Source organism: Luteolibacter sp. Populi (assembly GCF_040801775.1).
Lineage (GTDB): Bacteria > Verrucomicrobiota > Verrucomicrobiia > Verrucomicrobiales > Akkermansiaceae > Haloferula.
Genome location: NZ_CP161812.1, coordinates 5004458 through 5021146 on the forward strand (window position 1 = coordinate 5004458; position 16689 = coordinate 5021146).

Sequence of the window (16689 nt, forward strand, 5' to 3'; positions counted from 1 at the left end):
GGCGCTTTTTCTTTCCTCCTGAGGAGTCCGGCTCAATTACCCCGCGACCACGAACTTCGGATCGTAGAAGAAGATCGCCTTCACCGCTCCTTCCGCATCGTTGTAAAACATCACGACGTAATTGCCCTTCATGTCGGGCCGGAAGAAGCTCAGCAGCGTCTCCTTGTCGCGTGCGTAGAGGTTTACGTCGCCGGCCGATTTTCCCAGTTCGATGGTGGTGGTCATCAGCCGCTTGACGCTGCTCATCGTCTTCTCCTTATCGGCTTCCCGCTGGTAGGAGAAGATCGTCTCCGGCTCGTCGCACATGCTCAGCACGGTCAAGCGGAAGCTGTTTTCCGTATCCCGCTGCTTGAGCCGCAGGATCTTGATCGCCCAGTGCTCCGGCTTGTCCTTGTCAGCGGGGATCTTCTCGGAGAAGGCGATCAGGCTGACGGTCTCGCCCTGCTCCACGGTGAAAGTGGTCGTGCCCTCCTCGACGCCATCCTTGCTGATGGCGATCTTCTTGGCTCCCGGTGCCAGGCCGATTCCCCCGGTGCGCTCGCCGAGCTTGTAGCCTTTCGGGTAGCGGTCCTGGCCGTCGATCTTGAGATGAACATTGCCGGTTCCTGCGCCGACCGCGTTGACCAGGCGGATGAAGCCGACCTTCGGTGGCTCCTCCTGCGCCGACAATCCGGCAGGTAGCAGGATGGCGATGAGGGCGATAAAACTCCGGCGCTTAAAAATCGTTCTCATGGGTTACGCGGGGGCGATAGGTATCGGTGTTGATCGATTCGTCATCCTTGCGCTCGCCTGGATCGGCGAAAACGGTGAACACCTTCTTGGTTTCGGAGAGCACTTCAACCGGCTTTCCCGAGCCTTCCGGAGGGGTGTAAACGGCTTGGCCGACGACCCAGACCCGGAAGTTCCGGGAGCGCAGGGTCGACGCTTCATAGATCCGCGCGAAGACCTCCTCCGCGGCGGAATCGGTCCACTGGATCTTGGTGCCCTGCTCATACATCTCGCGGTTGCCGAAGACCGGCTTCTCCGCGGGGTCGTGTGCGCTGGCGATATCGGCGGCCGAGGCAAAGGGTCGCGAATAGAGAACCGCCTGTGCTACCCGGTCGGCGATCTTGGTCTGCTTGGGGGCGCCGATCTCCAGGTTCTGGGTGGGAGCCGCCATCTGGTTGGTGGTTTGATGGTTTTTCGAGGGGACTTCGCAGAGCCGCGGATCCTGTTCGAGCATCCCGGCGGCCAAGGCGCGGATGGTATCGGCGGTCGCGGTATTGAGATTCACCGCACCGCGCATGTCCACCATCTCCCCCTCGCGTTCGCCCAAGTCGTCCGAGCTTCCCTTGCCCGCATGGAAAAGGTCCAGCAGGTGGGCGGCATGCAGGCCGGGCTTGGTTTTAACGGCGAAGCGCTGGTGCTCGGCGCGCCCGATCCGCAGGGTATTGCCGCCGCCGTTGGATTCGGTGGCGGAGGATGGACTGGTAGCGTCGGGCCAACTGGCTTGGCCTCCCGGGAGCGAGCCGTCGCGGAGGCTATTGGTATCCCCTGAGATGAGACTCCCGTCCTGCTTCGCATAGGTCGGACGCCACATTACCGGGTCATAGGTCCGGCCGAGTTCCGTCGCGCTGTAGAAGCGTCCGCGATTGGAAAGGCGCATCGGTGCCCGCTCCTTCTCCGGATTCGGGACACCGGAGGTGTAGCTAGGATCGTCCGGATTGGTTAGAGCGGTGCCTGGGGGTGGTCGCACGCCATAGGGGAAGTCATGGCCTCCATCCGGCCATTCTGAGGGCAGAACACGGCCGTAAACCTTCGGTTTGGTCGCACCGTCGCTGCTATATATTGTTCCCCAGCGCACGGTCCGGCGGTTCGGGCTGTAGTTCTCAGGATACTGGTTAGCAGCCTGCTGCATTTTATGATAAAATGACATCCGCGGGTCGCCCATGTTGTTGTCGAATGGCCCGAAAGCCGCGGGTTGAGTTGAAAGGCTGTGCGCGGGAACGTTGGCAGTGGAAAACTGTCGGGGCTCGCGGGGAAAGTCGATGCTGGCGGAGCGCCGCCACATGTTGCCGCGGGATTGGTCTACCATTTTCCCGTTCCAGCGGAAGCGGTAGCCACTCCCGCCGTCGGCGCTGATCGGTGCGCCGTTGACAGCAAGGGTGAGCGGCCCTGCGATGAAGTCCGAGGCCGAGCCGACGTCGATCTTGAATTCCGTCCGGCAGGCGTAGACCTTGATCTCGTTGGGCCGCAAGGTCACTTGAAAGGCTGGCTGCCATTTGTAGCCTTCCTCTTCCACCGCCACCGGCGCGGCGACCGTGTTGTCGGTCACAAGGTCCTCGAAGGAGATCGAGGGGATCGGGCCTACTTGGAACGTTAGATCGGTTTCGAAGGAGAGCTGGGCCATCCCGCTCACCGTCTGGTCGGTCATGTTCCAGAGTTCCGGAAAGGTCCCCACGCTGAAGACGGCATAAAGACGGCCGTTTTCGCGTCTTACGTCGGCCCAGCGGAAGGTCGTCGCGAATTCGCTGACCAGAGGATAGCCGTCCAGACCGCGGTAGTTGTCCTTGCTGTCATTGCCGCCGAAACTCTGGGTCGGATCACTATCCGTATCGGCATAATCGAAGGCGTTCGCGGCCAGTGTCCGCAGATAGTCGTCGGGGAAGCCGCCCTTGCGGTCCTCGAATTCGGGCAGGCCGGTTTCGATCCAGCTCGCGAATTCGTTCACCGCGGACGGGCGGGACTTGGCGAGCAAGGCGTTCAGGTTGAGCTTCGGCTTCCCTGCGGCGTCCGCGGAAATGCCGGGAGCATACGGAACCGTCGCCCGCTCCTCGTAGGGCTCGCTCACCGGACTGACACTGCGTTCCAGCGCCGCGGCAACCTCGTCCTCCAGCAGGCCGGTACGCGTGTCGCGCTTCAAAGGGGCCTTGAAGCCTGCTGCCGCCGCGATCGAGCCAGGGGAAAGCATCAGCGGCCGTCCGTCCACGATCTTGGCGGTCAGGTCATTGTCGGTGTTTTCGACCGCCTTGGGATCCAGCACGCGGATCGCCACCTGATCGAGCTTGAGCTCATCTTCGTCGGTCGGCTTCGCATTGATCCCGGAGGCAGGGAAAGGCCATTCGTTGCGGACGAGCTTGTCCGGATCGCCAACCGTCTTGGCGTCCAGCTTGCCCTGCATGTCTTCCACCCAGTAGGCATAGCGCGCCACCGTTTCACCCTTGGAGTCCTGCACCGGGATCCACTCGACCCGCGGCGCATCCTGCCAAGGAAGGGCCTTGATCGAAGTAAAGTCCGCGTCGTCCTCGTCCACTTCTTCGATCTCGGGCGATTTGACCTTGCCGTTGCTCTGCGGCAGCTCCTTGGAACTGAAGAGCGGCAGGTAGCGGTAGTTCACGGTGTTCCCGCCGCCCTCGCCGCGGACCACGAAGAGTTGCGCCGGTGCTTCCTTCGTGGAGTTGTTCTCCACGTTCGGCGATTGGCTGGCGATCACCAGGTAGTCGTCGTTCGCGGTTTCCGCGCGCAGCAGGGCGTTGAAGTCCTCCAGGCCCGCCCGTGCTGCCAGGTCGGCGCGCTTGGCATCGGCGAAGGAGCGTGCGGTCTTGCGCTCGATCCCGATGATCGAGAGCAGGCCGATCGCGAGGATCAGCATGGCGACGGCGACGATGATCACCGCGGGCAGCGTGAAGCCGGGGGAGAGCGATCGGGGGTGGCGGCGGCGTTCAAGCATCGTTTCCGTATCTCTGGATCGCCTCGTAGGTTTCGAGGTTCGGGTTGTTGAGCGCTTCCCCCGGCTTGCCGCGCAGCGGGCTGCTGTTCCATTCCTCCGGAGTCGTCAGCTTGCCGAGCAACTCGCGGCGGGCGATCACCAGGCGCACTCGCACGGCAGCGGGTGCCTTGGTCAGGTCGCCGCCCTTCCAGTCCTCCCACCGGCCGTTCGCGGTGCGCTCCAGCGGCTGCGCCTCGAAGGAAAGCACGCCGAATGCCACCGGCTCGTCGGTCAACTCGGTTTTGAAAAGGGCCGCGGGCGTGTCGTCCTTGAGTGCCTCGAATACGTCGCCGCTCTCCCGGAAGCCACGCATCAGGCAGCGCACCGTCACGCCGCCCACCTCGATGTCCTTGAGATAGTAGTGGACCGCGCACAGGTCGGCATTGCGCTTCTCCTCGGATTGCGCGTCGTCCGGCTGCAGGGCCAGGAAGCCGAGATCGCCCTGCTTCCAGTCGGAGCCGCTGTTCTTGAACTGCGTATCCTTGTGCCACTCGGCCTTGGCCAGATCGCTGCCGATCTGGTGGAGCAGGGCCCGGGCCTCGCGCTCCGCGGCCACGCTGCCCGAACCGCGTTCATAGCCATCGCCCGCCCGGGACAGCAGGGAAGCCGCCACGAAAAGGATCACCGAGCCGATGGCCATGGTGACCAGCAACTCGACCAGCGAGAATCCGCCGCGATGTCCGGGATCCTTCATGGCAGTTTGGTGTAAAAGTCCATCGCGCGGCGGCTATCCCGCGGCGCGACCGCCGGTCGCTCGATACTCACCTTGACCGTCAGCATCAGCGGGAAATCCTTGCGACTCTCGTCCTCCACGCCGCTGAGCTTGGCCAGGAAGACCGCGTCCTGACTGGCGACTTCCTTGGTGCCACTTTCGTAGGCACCGGGATCCACCTTGCCGAGCAGCTTGCCGTCCCCGCCGAAAGCCAGGCAGAGCACGTCCCCGTCTCCGAATTTCTCACCCGCTTGGAGTGTTGGCAGGTACTCGGAGATGCCTTGGCGCGCCAGATTCAGCTCCGCCATGCAGTTCTCCACAATCAGCGGCGCCCGCGTTTCGGCCCGCGAGGCGCTGCCGCTTTCACCTGCCTGCAGCAGGGCCGCGAGCGAAAGCGGCGTGACGATTGCCAGCACGCCGATCGAAACCATGATTTCCACCAGGGATGCGCCGCGCCGGAGACAGGATTTGGGAGGGGCTGCCTTCATCATTCGAGTTTCCATGGCCGCGCGACCACCCGGCCGATGCGTAGCGAGCTGAAGCCACCGCCGGTGATCGCCACCGGTTGGCCGTTGCGGTAATTGCCGCTGCCGAGTTTCACCGCGACCGGATCGGAGCCTTCCGGCCATGCCAGCCCGCCGCGGGTATTGAAGGCGAGCACGTGGACGGAGGCATGGTTCTGGCCATCCTTCCAGGTCAGCGTCACCTTGTTCTCGTCCAGGAGGTTTTCAAATTCCTGCACCTTGCCGTCGAAGAAGACCACACCGCCAGGGACCACGTGCCAGCGCTCAAGTTGCCGTGCCGCGAGATCCGCACCGCCGCTCGGCAGCTCGTCCACCTCGAAGAGACCGAAGCGGCAGTTGTCGTCGGTATCGCCGGGCTGCGGTTCCGCGATCGCGAGGATCACCGGCTTGCGCCGCGTGATCGCGGCGGTGCGCGCTTGCTCGATCGCGGCTGAGAATTGATCCGCGGTGGTGCGCTGTGTCTTCGAGGCATTGCCGCCCAAAAGCGATAGCCCCATCGCGGTGAGCGCACCGATGATGCCCATCACGACCAGCAGCTCGATCAAGCTGAAGCCCGCGGCAAATCGGGGGTGGGGATGGGGCGGAGGTTTCACGGGACAATCAAAAACTCACGGATCGGACATTGCCCGCCTGACGTTACGATGTAAACGTCCAAGGTTCCGTCGGCGGCACCTTGGGCTCCAATTCGCGATTGCAACGATCCTGTCAAATTCACGCTCTTTGCCCCCTGTCCACGTGACAGGTACGTTGCAGGAATCATGCCGCCGGAGATTTTTCTCATAGACGCCATCGGACCCTTTTTCCGGGGCTACGAACGCCGCCGGATCAATTGGTCGAAGATTCCCTTCACCCACCTTGCCACCACGGGCCCGGAACGCGGAACACAATGGGCCGCGATCCGTGCGGACATGCGTAAATTCACCGCAGAAGCGGCGGCAGCGGGCTTCAACGCGGTCACCCTGGACGACCTGGCGCACCTCGCTCCGCACCCGCTGCACGAGCCGGAGACGGCCGCGCGGATCGCCGTCTTCCGCGAGGAGTTTTCCGCGCTTTTCACGATCGTCCGCGAGGCCGGACTCGATCTCTATGTGACTTCGGATGTATTGCCGGTGACGCCTGCCATCGATGCAGCCTTCGGCACCCGGCGTCAGAAGCTGGAGGAATTCTACCGCTCGCTGGTGGATGACTTCCTGCGGGACTTCCCGCAGGTCCGCGGCCTCGTGCTGCGCATCGGCGAGAGCGACGGGGTGGACGTGAAGGACCCGATCCGCACCCGCCTGCATGTCCGCAGCGCGGCGGAGACCAACCGGCTGTTGCGTCATCTGCTGCCGATCTTCGAGCGCCACGACCGCACGCTGATCCTGCGCACCTGGACGGTCGGCGCGCACCGGGTGGGGGATTTGATCTGGCACCGGCGGACCTTGGCGAAGGCGCTGGGAGGGATTGATTCGCCGAATTTCATCCTCTCCATGAAGTACGGGGAGAGTGACTTCTTCCGCTACCTGCCCCTGAACCGCGCCTTCTTTCGCACCCCCCACCGCAAGCTGGTGGAACTCCAGGCCCGCCGCGAATACGAGGGCGCGGGGGAGTTCCCGAGCTTCATCGGCTGGGATTGCGAGCAGTACGCGCGCGAACTCCAGGGCGATGCGAACTTGGCGGGCATCTCGGTATGGTGCCAGACCGGCGGCTGGCACCGCTTCCGCCGCCTCGCCTTCCTGGAGGAGAACGACCGCGACTTCTGGCTGCGCCTGAACACCGTGGTAGCACTGCGGATTTTCCGCCACCGCGAGTCCGTGGAGGAAGCCGTGGCGGGTCTGGTCGGTCCGGCCCGGGCCCCCGCCACCCTTGAACTGCTGCGTCATGCGGAGACGGTGGTGAAGGAGCTCCACTACATCGGCGACTTCGCCACCCAGAAGCTCTTCTTCCGCCGCGTCCGCATCCCGCCGCTGCTGCACGTCTATTGGGACTGCCTCTTCGTCAATCACGCGGTGCGGAAGGTCCTGCGGCATTTCGTGCGTGATCCCGAGCGGGCCTTGCGCGAGGGCGAGGCGGCCTATGCCTTGTTCCCGCGGATGGTCGAGCTGGCGCGCGTGGCGGAACTGCCGGTCGCGGATATCGAGCACTGGCGGGACTTCTGCCATCTCCTGCGCCTCGCGCGGCGCTATTATTTCCTGCCCTACGATCCGGACCTCGCCGACCGCATCCGCGCCTCGAAGAAGGCCTACAAGAAAGCCTGGCCGAGCGAGCGGCGGCAGCGCTACCGCATCAAGCTGTCCTTCGAACCCTTCAAGGTGAAGCGCCAGACCCTCGGCTGGCTGTCCTCGCTGCTGCTTCGGCGGCAGCGCGGCTACCGCCTGATCGACCACCTTTTCACCCTCAATCTCCTCGGCCTCATCTTCCGCCTCTTCCGCCCGGGCAAGAGTAAGGCGGTCCCGAAATTCCTGCGCAAGAGCGCGATGGGCGTGGATGCGCTGTTCCGTTAGGCCGGCTTTTGGTCCCAACGGGACGCCTTATAAAAGCCCGGCACGCAGCGCCGGGTAAGCAGGTAGGCGGTTCCGTGTCCTATAGGGACACCTTATGCGGGGAACGGTCGTGGGTGGAAAAAACGCAACTGATCGAGGCGACCTTTGCCAAAATGATTCCACCACTCCGGGGGGTATAGGCGTTCTTCCGGGATCGATCATCGCCCCTTGTCGAAATCCCTCATCCCCTCTGAAAACTCCTTGAGGCCATCTGAGACTTTCTTCAGCGCTTCATCGGAAATGGCCGAGATGCGGCCGTCTGCACCGATGGTGAAGTAGTCCACCATCCGCCCCGTCGCATCGCTAAGGACCGTGCGATCATACTGGCCGTCATTGTTCGAATCCGCTTGGGCAACCGTGAGTCCGCATTCGGGATAGACCGTGCACATCCTCTTGCCTTGGAGCGTTATGAAATGAACGACCTTCTTCCCCTCATGGAAGATCGTCGTATCGATCTGCTCGAACTTTCCCGTCCCGAGGAGGTCACGCTCCTCGTGCTTGAGGATAACCTTTCCGTTCCTAGAGGTCTGCCAGCGCTTGTAGTTGATGGCATTTCCTCCATTCGTTGCCGCTTCATAATACTCGGGCTTCAAGGTCGCGACCTCCTCGGCACGGAGGGGCAATTGGCTAGTGAAGAGGACGAGGAAGAGCAGGGGGAGAATGCGAATATTCATGGAAGGGACGGTGGTCTTTTAACCCATCTTCCGATGGTCGGCGTTTCCGCCGTGCAATCAAGCCCGCGATGGGATGGGCTTCCAAGCGAGGGGGGCTGGGACCACCGCTTGGCCAAGTCCACCCTCACTCTCCCGCCTTCACCCGCACAAACAAATTCCCCCCCCCCGCCGGGATCGGAACCACGATGGTCTGCCCGCCACCCGGAAAAGTCCCCACCGTATCCCACTCGTCCAAATCGGCGCTCGATTCCACCGTGTAGGTAATTCCCTGCGCCCCGGGGAACGAAATCTGATAGCCCGGCGGCGACACCGCCGGCCCGAAGGCCGGCCGGAAGATCGATGCGGCACTCAGCGGATTGGTCCCGAAGGCGATCTCGTCGGCATCGCTCTGCGTGTCGTTGTCGTCGTCCGGATCGCTCGAATCCACGATGCCGTCGCCGTCGCTATCCGGACTGCTGGCGGCTAGGAAGGTGACGCTCAAGTTGTCGATCGCGATGCCCTGCGAGGGCGGTGCCGGGATGCTGAAGGTCTGGCCGGTATTGGGCTGCCCGGGGCTGTATGGTTCGCCCCCGAATTGCGTCCATGTGAATGCCAAGGCTTCTCCACCGGTGCCGGTAAGGCCGAGCGAGGAAACGCCTTCCGCCGGGGCGGGATCCTGATCCACGCCGATGTTCACGGCACTCATCCCGGCCGCCGGGCCATTGGTGGCGGTGACGGCACCTTCATAACAAATGAAGTGGAGAACGGTCCCGCTTGCTACCACGGCCATCCCGTCTTCATCGTTCTGGATTTGGGCGATCGCCTTGTGGAAGAGGCGGTAGCCCGAGGCCGTGGTCGCACCCGCCGTGAAGGTATCCAGCGTATGAGTTGCGTAGGAGGCGCCGCCGTTGCCGTTGTAGAGGACCAGCGACACCGCGGAGAGCGGCCCGGTATAACCGGGTGCCACCGCGATTTCGACGAATTCGCCGATGTCGGTGCTGGCGTCGTCGTAGTGGAACTCATTGACGAAAATATCGGATGGAAGGACCACCGTCGCCGGGCCGGGAGTGAATGTGATGCGCAACTCGAAGCTGGCACCGGGCGGGATCGCCAGGCCGCTTGCGGTGGCGGATAGCGGGGTGGTGGCACCGCCGCTCACCGCCCCGGAAGGCAGGCCGGTATTCGCGGTGTAGCCCAGGGACGGCAGCGGAATACTAGAGCCATCGTAGAAAATCGCGGCGCTCAAGGTATCCGCCCGGCCACCGAGGGCGGAACGCCATTGCTCGACATCGAGGGCGATCTGCAAGCCGGTCAGGACCTGGGGCGAGCCATTGACGAAGGTGGCACTGGTGACCGTTCCAATCCCGTCAGGCAGGAAGCCCGGCGAGGAATCGGCGGGCGAACCATAGGCCCGCAGCCCGGTCGTGGAAGAGGAGCCGTCATCGCTGCCGCGCCAGCTCATACCGCCGGTCGTGGTCCAAGGGGCGGGATCATGGTTGCCGGCGAAGCCGTTGAAATTCTCCGTGACGATGTCGCCCACGCCGCCGAGCACATAAGGGCCGTCCGAATTCTCCACTTGAAGGACCGCATTGTCCGGATCATGTCCGGAGGCGAGTGCGGAAATGGTCACGCTGCGCTGGGCGTCGACCAGGAAGTTCCGCGGCGTGCGGATGCCGACGCTGCCGCTCAATTGCCCCGCGGGAATCTGCAGGACGGGCAGGATCGGCAGCGCCGCCTCCGCGTCGTCCGAGGACAGCACGATATTCACCGCTTCCGGCAGGATCGCGGGCAGGGTCACGGTAACCGCGACGGTGCCGTCCGGCATGCCCTCCAGCACGGCGGGCAGGGACAGCGCGAGTTGTAGGTTCGGCAAGTCGGCATCGAGCTCGAAATCCCCGAAGAGCGCGAAGTGATCGGAGGCCGTGGCGCTGGTCCCGGTGGCAAGCGGCTCGCCGGCTTTCAACAGGCCGGACGTGTTCGATGTATCCAAGGCGGAATTGTAAATCTCCGTGCCATGCATGCGCCCGGCAATCGCCGGAGACACCATCATCAGGTCGAGCACGTTGCCGCTGCTGGGGAAGGTCGTCGCGGAGCCATCCAATTGCCGTGGATCCAGCTTCATTACGCCCGGTGTGCTGAAGTACGCGAGCGGGTTATTTGAATAGGTGACCGGCAGGGTGATATCGGCTCCGAGGTCGAAGCTTGCCGGTAGCCCGTTCGGCAGGATCTCATAGGTGCGGTTGGCACCGACCAGATTGAAGTCGCCGGCGATGATGTAGTTATCGTCCTCGCTCAGGCCCTGCGAGGCGAGGTAACCGGCGAGGCGCTTCATTTCGACAAGGCGGCGGAAGCGGTCGTCCGTGCCGTCTCCGGATTTCAAATGCGCGCCGATGAAGACGGGATCATTGAGCGTGCCCGGGACATCGACCTTCACCACCGGCAGGAAGCGGGTCATCTCGCGGGCGCCCGGAGGCGAGGCGACGATCCCGGTGAAGAGATAGGGAAAGCGCGAAAGCGTGATGACGCGCAGCCCGTTGTCGATCGGGGCCGCGTAGGCGGGAAGACTTCCCGAGACCGGCGAGAGGTGGATGTGGGTGTAACCGAGACTGGCGGCCAGCGCGTTCACATCGTCCGGCAGGTCGGCGGAGTCGATCTCCTCCAGCGAGACCACATCGGCATCGATCCGCGCCAGGACCGCTTTGACCGACTCATGATCCGGCGTGCCCGGATGCCCGAGGCTATAGACCGGGGCTGCTCCTTCGAATTGCGCGCCGATATTGAACGAGGCGACGCGAATCTCCACGGCAGAGGCCAAGGATCCTAGCGCCAGGAGGGAGAGTAGGGCTTTAACCGGCACGAATCTGGCAAGTGTAGCAGAACGGATGCCGGGGATCATTCGGGAAATTGGGACTTTTTCGCCACGCCGCGATGGATTGGAATGGCGGCGTGAAGGGATTGGCCATCGCCGCGATCACGATGCTCATTTTCGCGGCCTGTCAGGAGGGACACGCCGGGAAGCCGTCGCCGCCGCTTGCGCCTGTGCCGGCGAAACCTGCCCCCGTTGAAAAGGCCGCGCCGCCGCAGCCCAAGGAAGGCAGGCTCACCGAGATCAGCTTGGAGGCATTTTTCCCGCGCCAGCAGGCCGGGACGGTGCTGGTCTACGACGCGCGTCCTTCATTTGTCAGCGGCTTCGGCAAGATTCCCGGGGCGATTTCCTGGCCGCGCGGGGATTTCAACAGCCAGGTGGCCGCCCGCGAGATCGAGATTCGCGCCGCGCTGAAGGCGGGCAAAATCGTGGTCATCTATTGCACGGATGCCGCCTGCCCGGATTCCCGTGCGGTCGCGGAAAGGCTCGCGGCGCGCGGTCACGACGTCTCGATTCTCCAAGGCGGCTACGCCGATTGGAAGACGGCGGGCATGCCGACGGAGTGAAACCTTGAAATCCCGGCTGGCATGGACCTGTATGGGTGAATCCATGTCCATGACCCCGCGTTCCTTGATTCTCGCACTCGCCGCGGTGGGTGCCGCCACCTTCGCCTTCATGAGCCAGAGCCCTGCCGAGCCCGCGAAGGCCGGTGCCGCGAAGAAGAAGATCGTTTTCGTCGCCGGTAACCCGAGCCACCCGAAAGGCGAGCACGAGCACCGCGCCGGCTGCATGCTGCTGGCCGACCAACTCAACAAGAGCGGCCTGCCGGTGGAAGCCACCGTGGTCACCAACGGTTGGCCGGAAGACGAGAAGGTCTTCGACGGCGCTTCGGCGGTGGTCATCTATTCGGACGGCGGCGGCGGTCACCCTGCCATGAAGCACCTCGCCAAGCTCAAGGAACTGGCGGACGCCGGCACCGGCATCGGCTGCATCCACTACGCCGTGGAAGTGCCGAAGGGCGAGGGCGGCCAGACCTTCCTCGACGTCATCGGCGGCTATTTCGAATCGGATTGGTCCGTGAATCCGCACTGGAATGGCAAGTTCAAGCCGGCCAAGCACGAGATCAGCCGTGGTATCGGCGAGTTCAACATGCTCGACGAGTGGTATTACCACATGCGCTTCCGCGAGAAGATGGAAGGTGTGACCCCGATCCTCACCGACCTCCCGCCGAAGGAATCGCTCAGCCGCCCGGATGGCGCGCACGAGGGGAATCCGGCGGTCCGCGCCGCCGTGCTCGAGCGCAAGGAACCGCAGCACGTGATGTGGGCCTTCGAGCGCAGCGCTGGCAAGAGCCGGGCCTTCGGCTTCACCGGCGGCCATTTCCACAAGAACTGGAAGAACGACGATCACCGCGGCATCGTCCTCAATGCCGTCGCGTGGATCGCGCACGTCGATGTCCCTGCGAACGGCGTCTCCTCGAAGACCCCGACCGACGAGGAGATGACCGCGAATCTGGACAAGAAGTGAAGTAGCGCGGCTCTCCGAGCCGCGACTGCTCACGTCCCCGCCCACCGGAGGCCGCCGTTCCTCCCAATCGTCTCCCCCAACAATAACGGGAAGAACTATCCGCGGCTCAAGGGCCGCTCAGAGGTAGCCGCGAACCTAACGCCGTGAGCGGTTCGGAAAGGCCCGCCCCGAGGACAGGTCGCAGGAATTCCCGGACCCGTATCAGGAAGCGGCGCGCTTCCACTGCCAGACGGGGCCGTCCTCGGGGTGATTCAACTCCCCGGCAAAGGCGAAGCCGGTTTTCTCGCAGATTCGCGTGGAGGGGCCCTGCTCCGGCTCGGTGTGGGCGATCAGTTCCCGCGCTCCCGATTGCTTGGCGATCTTCACGAGTTCCCCGGCCATGGCAGTGCCGTAACCCTTGTTCCAGTAAGGGGGGAAGGTGAACCACGCGAGTTCCGTCTGACCGGAGCCATCCGGGGGGCCCTTGAAGGCGCAAGTGCCGACCACCTGCTGGTCATCGGTGATTGCCAAATAGCCGCCCCAGGGCGGCGTATTGCCCGTCGCGATGGTCGAGTTGAGAACGTCCATCAGGATCTCGGAGATGGCGTCGTAATTGTGACAGCCGAAATCGATGTCGGGGGTGATGGGGAGGAGTGTGAGTGCCATGTTCGTGGCCCCATCTTCACGCGGGAAATGCCCTTGCCAAGTGCGATCCTCGGCACGCCCCCCTGCATTTTCCGGGGCCCGGGCCCGGAAATCGGACGGCGGGACCCTTTGCGTTCGCGGTCGCAGGATTGAAAAGGGCTCCCAAATCGTGGCGGACTGCGCCCTCCGGTCACGCATTGAAATATCGGGTGCATTCCGAGCGTCGAATGATCTGGAGCTTCCGGTCGAGCGGGGCGAATCGAGAAACCCACCGGAATGCACGTGAAGCCCCATGCTTTCATTGCCTTCCGGCACCTTTCACACGCCCGACCGCTTCGGCTGGCTTGAGTTCGCCGAGTAAGACTGCTGCACTCTCCATTAAGCCTCATGAATCCCGTCAAACCCATCGTCTCCTTCGCCTGTCTCCTCGCGTTCGCCGCTTCCGCCCAGGATGAAATGGCGCACGGCGCTCCGCTCCAGGAAGCCGCGGCACGCATGAAAGTCCCGCCGGGCTTCGCGGTCGATCTCGTCGCCGGCGAGCCCGAGGTCGTCCAACCGATCGCGATGAGCTTCGACGCCCGCGGCCGGATCTGGGTGGCTGAAGGGATGACCTATCCGATCCGCGCGAAGGAAGGAGAGGGGAAGGACCGCATCCTGATCTTCGAGGACGCCGATGCCAACGGTAGCTTCGAGACGCGCAAGGTCTTCGCCGAGGGGCTCAATCTCGTCAGCGGGATCGAGACCGGCTTCGGCGGCCTCTTCATCGGCGCGGCTCCCTACCTGATGTTTTTGCCCGATGCCGATGGCGACGACCGCGCCGATGGCCCGCCGGAGATCCTGCTCGATGGCTTCGGCTACCACGACACGCACGAGACGCTGAACTCCTTCATCTGGGGTCCGGATGGATGGCTCTACGGCTGCCATGGCATCTTCACCCATTCCAAGGTTGGCAAGCCCGGCACGCCGGACGCGGAGCGCGTGCCGCTCAATGCGGGCATCTGGCGCTTCCATCCCGTGACCCGCAAGTTCGAGGTCTTCGCCTGGGGCACCTCGAATCCCTGGGGTCTCGATTTCAACGACCGTGGCGAAGCCTTTTGCGAGGCCTGCGTGATCCCGCACCTCTGGCACATCATTCCCGGCGGCTACTACCAGCGGCAGGCGGGCTCGCACTTCAATCCCTACATCTACGAGCCGATCGAGACCATCGCCGACCACCGCCATTGGGTGGGGAATATCAAGGATCACGCCCACTGGGGCCATGAGAATGAAATCCCGAAGAACGTCTCCGAAGCGGGCGGCGGTCACGCTCATTGCGGGTTCGCGGTGTGTCTCAGCGATTCCTTCCCCGCGGAGTTCCGGGATAGCGCGATCTTCTTCAATCTTCACGGCCACCGCCTGAACCGCGACCAGTTGGTGCAAAAGGGCTCGGGCTTCGTCGGCAAGCACGCTCCGGATCTGATGTTCTCCAATGACCAATGGTTCCTCGGCGTGGCCATCGAGCCGGGTCCGGATGGCGCGCTCTACTTTACCGATTGGCATGATCCGACCAGTTGCCACCGGACCGATCCGCTGCGCTGGGACCGCAGCAATGGCCGGCTCTTCCGCCTCCGTCACGGCGACGCCAAGCCGTGGAAGGGCGATCTAACAAAACTACCCGACCTCGAACTCGCCAAGCTTCAGGCCGGTCGCGACGAGTGGGCGCTGCGCACCGGCCGCCGTATCCTCCAGGAGCGCGTGGCGAAGGGCGCGGAGCTTGATCCCGCGGCCCGCGTCTTCCTGCTGCAGACCTTGCTCGATCATCCCGATGAAACCCGCCGACTGCGTGCGATGTGGTGTCTCTCCGCCTGCGGCTCGATGGTGAAGGAACCGATGTTCACGGATGCCAGCGAACCGGTTCGCGCTTGGGCGGTGCGGCTTGCGGCGCAGTCGGGCGGAACCGATGGCGCGGCATGGCAAGCCTTGGCAGAGAAGGAGCAGTCTCCCGTGGTGCTCTTGTCCCTTTGCTCGGCCTTGCAGAAGCTGCCGCCGGCCCGCGCGCTGGAAGTGGCCGAACGCATCGCGCCGAAGATCAATCCCGAGGATGCGAATCTGCCGAAGCTGTTCTGGTTCGGCTTCGAGGCCTTGGTTCAACGCAATGAAAAGCGTGCCATGCAGATCGCGCTGAGCTGCCCGGACGAGCGCATCATCGCGTGGACCGCGCGCCGCCTTGCTTCTCCGGATGTCCTCTTGGAGGCCATCGCTACCGGGGGTCCCAAAACCGCGGTCATGCTCGACGCCTTGACCGGACGTCTCGACAAGGCACCCGACGAGCGCCTCAGCCCCGGCCACCTCGCCATCCTCGCGAAGATTGCCGCGGGCCCTGATAGCGAGCTCAAGGTCAGGGCGGAGAACCTTGCGGCACGGGCCGGTGACAAGGAAGCCGTCGGCAAACTCTGGGCCGCGTTGGAGGATCGCAAGGCTGCCGTGCCCCAGCGGCTCGAAGCCCTGCGCCTCCTCAAGCCTTCGCTCGGCAAGGGCGATGAGAAGCGCCTCGCCGGCCTGATGGATGATGCCGACCTGCGCCTGCCCGCGCTGCTGGCCTTGCCGCCGCTGTTGGGGAATCCCGCCACGGTCGACCGCATCGCCGGCTTCGAGCCGCAGGAGAAGCTCGCCGTCAGCCGTCTCGCCGCGCGCGAGGGCAGGGGCGAGCTGCTGATCGAATGGCTTGAAGCGATGAAGCTCATCGACAAGGACGTGCCCGCCGACGCCGTGGCACGGCTTCGCGAAAGCAAGGATCCTGAGCTGGTGAAACGGGTCGAGGCGCGTTGGGGCAAGCTCTCCACGGACCAGGCCGCGCGCCGCGCTACCATCGTCGAATGGCGCGGCAAGTTGACCCCCGAATCCATCGCCAAGGCCGAGCGTGCCAAGGGCCGCGCGATCTTCGACCGCACCTGCGCCGCTTGCCACAAGCTCTTCGGTGAAGGGTCCGACATCGGACCCGAACTCACCGGCGGCGACCGCGGCAATGTCGACCACTGGCTTGAGAACATCCTCGATCCCGGCGCGCTCATCGGCCAGGGCTACGAGCTTCACCAGATCGAGAAGAACGACGGCACCGTGGTAGCCGGCATGCTGGCCTCGCAGAATGACAATGAAGTCATCCTGAAAATGGTCGGAGTCGAAACCCGGGTGGCGAAGAAGGACATCAAGTCCGACAAGGCGCTCGGCACTTCGATGATGCCGGAGGGCTTGCTCACCGGGCTGTCCGATGAGGAGGTGCGGGATCTGATCGCCTACCTGATGTCACCGGCACAGGTGAAGCCGTAGGGGTTGGCAAAATGACGAATGACGAATTCTCGAATGTCGAATGAAGTGTGTCTTGGAGGGAGCGGGAGTTCGGGCGACAGCCTGGCTCCCTTACCACAAGCCATTCGGAAATTCGTCATTCGTCATTTGCATCCGGGGTCCTCGCGCGCCGTTCGTTTGGGTTTTCGCCCCCGTGCCCTCCATCATTCGGAAGGCACGGGGGCGACA

12 protein-coding genes are annotated in these 16689 nt (G+C 63.8%); 4 read left to right on the forward strand and 8 right to left on the reverse strand.

Annotation, left to right across the window (positions count from 1 at the left end; all coding sequences use genetic code 11):
* Positions 1 to 36: 36 nt before the first annotated feature.
* The 5 genes from ABWK72_RS20315 to ABWK72_RS20335 are packed head-to-tail and all read right to left on the reverse strand — an operon-like array spanning position 37 to position 5577.
* Positions 37 to 732 (reverse strand): hypothetical protein, encoded by a 696-nt coding sequence (locus ABWK72_RS20315; RefSeq protein WP_367871407.1) that lies wholly within the window; start codon positions 730 to 732, stop codon positions 37 to 39.
* The gene (locus ABWK72_RS20320) at positions 716 to 3709 is read right to left on the reverse strand and encodes a hypothetical protein (RefSeq protein WP_367871408.1); all 2994 of its coding nucleotides are present in this window, start codon (positions 3707 to 3709) and stop codon (positions 716 to 718) included. The genes ABWK72_RS20315 and ABWK72_RS20320 overlap by 17 nt, the downstream gene beginning before the upstream one ends.
* A complete protein-coding gene (locus ABWK72_RS20325) occupies positions 3702 to 4442 on the reverse strand; it encodes a type II secretion system protein J (protein ID WP_367871409.1) in 741 nt (246 codons plus the stop codon). The genes ABWK72_RS20320 and ABWK72_RS20325 overlap by 8 nt, the downstream gene beginning before the upstream one ends.
* Positions 4439 to 4891 carry a hypothetical protein gene (locus tag ABWK72_RS20330; RefSeq protein WP_367871410.1) on the reverse strand — a complete coding sequence of 151 codons (453 nt, stop codon included), beginning with the start codon at positions 4889 to 4891 and terminating at the stop codon, positions 4439 to 4441. The genes ABWK72_RS20325 and ABWK72_RS20330 overlap by 4 nt, the downstream gene beginning before the upstream one ends.
* Before the next feature lie 56 nt (positions 4892 to 4947).
* On the reverse strand, positions 4948 to 5577 hold the full coding sequence (locus ABWK72_RS20335) for a Tfp pilus assembly protein FimT/FimU (protein WP_367871411.1): 630 nt from the start codon (positions 5575 to 5577) through the stop codon (positions 4948 to 4950).
* A gap of 165 nt (positions 5578 to 5742) precedes the next feature.
* Between ABWK72_RS20335 and ABWK72_RS20340 the strand changes: the two genes are divergently transcribed.
* Positions 5743 to 7467 carry a hypothetical protein gene (locus ABWK72_RS20340; RefSeq protein ID WP_367871412.1) on the forward strand — a complete coding sequence of 575 codons (1725 nt, stop codon included), beginning with the start codon at positions 5743 to 5745 and terminating at the stop codon, positions 7465 to 7467.
* A 197-nt stretch (positions 7468 to 7664) separates the two neighbouring features.
* Here ABWK72_RS20340 and ABWK72_RS20345 read toward each other — a convergent pair whose 3' ends face one another.
* Together ABWK72_RS20345 and ABWK72_RS20350 are read right to left on the reverse strand one after the other, a co-directional pair.
* Entirely contained in the window at positions 7665 to 8180 is a 516-nt protein-coding gene (locus ABWK72_RS20345) for a hypothetical protein (RefSeq protein WP_367871413.1), read from the reverse strand.
* 124 nt (positions 8181 to 8304) lie between these two features.
* Entirely contained in the window at positions 8305 to 10962 is a 2658-nt protein-coding gene (locus ABWK72_RS20350) for an endonuclease/exonuclease/phosphatase family protein (RefSeq protein WP_367871414.1), read from the reverse strand.
* Positions 10963 to 11063: 101 nt separating this feature from the next.
* On the opposite strand from ABWK72_RS20350, the gene ABWK72_RS20355 reads away from it, so the two are divergent.
* Together ABWK72_RS20355 and ABWK72_RS20360 are read left to right on the forward strand one after the other, a co-directional pair.
* Positions 11064 to 11591, forward strand: a complete 528-nt coding sequence (locus ABWK72_RS20355) for a rhodanese-like domain-containing protein (RefSeq protein WP_367871415.1) — start codon at positions 11064 to 11066, stop codon at positions 11589 to 11591.
* A gap of 49 nt (positions 11592 to 11640) precedes the next feature.
* Complete coding sequence (locus ABWK72_RS20360; protein ID WP_367871416.1) at positions 11641 to 12552, forward strand: ThuA domain-containing protein; 912 nt, start codon at positions 11641 to 11643, stop codon at positions 12550 to 12552.
* Between the two features lie 201 nt (positions 12553 to 12753).
* Here the strand turns inward: ABWK72_RS20360 and ABWK72_RS20365 are convergent, their stop codons facing one another.
* The gene (locus tag ABWK72_RS20365) at positions 12754 to 13197 is read right to left on the reverse strand and encodes a GNAT family N-acetyltransferase (RefSeq protein WP_367871417.1); all 444 of its coding nucleotides are present in this window, start codon (positions 13195 to 13197) and stop codon (positions 12754 to 12756) included.
* A 366-nt stretch (positions 13198 to 13563) separates the two neighbouring features.
* Here ABWK72_RS20365 and ABWK72_RS20370 point away from each other — a divergent pair, with 366 nt between their 5' ends.
* Positions 13564 to 16482 (forward strand): PVC-type heme-binding CxxCH protein, encoded by a 2919-nt coding sequence (locus ABWK72_RS20370; protein WP_367871418.1) that lies wholly within the window; start codon positions 13564 to 13566, stop codon positions 16480 to 16482.
* The last annotated feature ends 207 nt before the right edge of the window (positions 16483 to 16689 follow it).

Excerpts from the sequence above, each read along its gene's own strand:
- ABWK72_RS20365 (WP_367871417.1), bottom strand. The coding sequence starts at position 13,197 with ATGGCACTCACACTCCTCCCCATCACCCCCGACATCGATTTCGGCTGT.
- ABWK72_RS20325 (WP_367871409.1), bottom strand. The coding sequence starts at position 4,442 with ATGAAGGATCCCGGACATCGCGGCGGATTCTCGCTGGTCGAGTTGCTG.
- ABWK72_RS20320 (WP_367871408.1), bottom strand. The coding sequence starts at position 3,709 with ATGCTTGAACGCCGCCGCCACCCCCGATCGCTCTCCCCCGGCTTCACG.
- ABWK72_RS20370 (WP_367871418.1), top strand. The coding sequence starts at position 13,564 with ATGAATCCCGTCAAACCCATCGTCTCCTTCGCCTGTCTCCTCGCGTTC.
- ABWK72_RS20340 (WP_367871412.1), top strand. The coding sequence starts at position 5,743 with ATGCCGCCGGAGATTTTTCTCATAGACGCCATCGGACCCTTTTTCCGG.
- ABWK72_RS20330 (WP_367871410.1), bottom strand. The coding sequence starts at position 4,891 with ATGGTTTCGATCGGCGTGCTGGCAATCGTCACGCCGCTTTCGCTCGCG.
- ABWK72_RS20360 (WP_367871416.1), top strand. The coding sequence starts at position 11,641 with ATGACCCCGCGTTCCTTGATTCTCGCACTCGCCGCGGTGGGTGCCGCC.
- ABWK72_RS20345 (WP_367871413.1), bottom strand. The coding sequence starts at position 8,180 with ATGAATATTCGCATTCTCCCCCTGCTCTTCCTCGTCCTCTTCACTAGC.
- ABWK72_RS20315 (WP_367871407.1), bottom strand. The coding sequence starts at position 732 with ATGAGAACGATTTTTAAGCGCCGGAGTTTTATCGCCCTCATCGCCATC.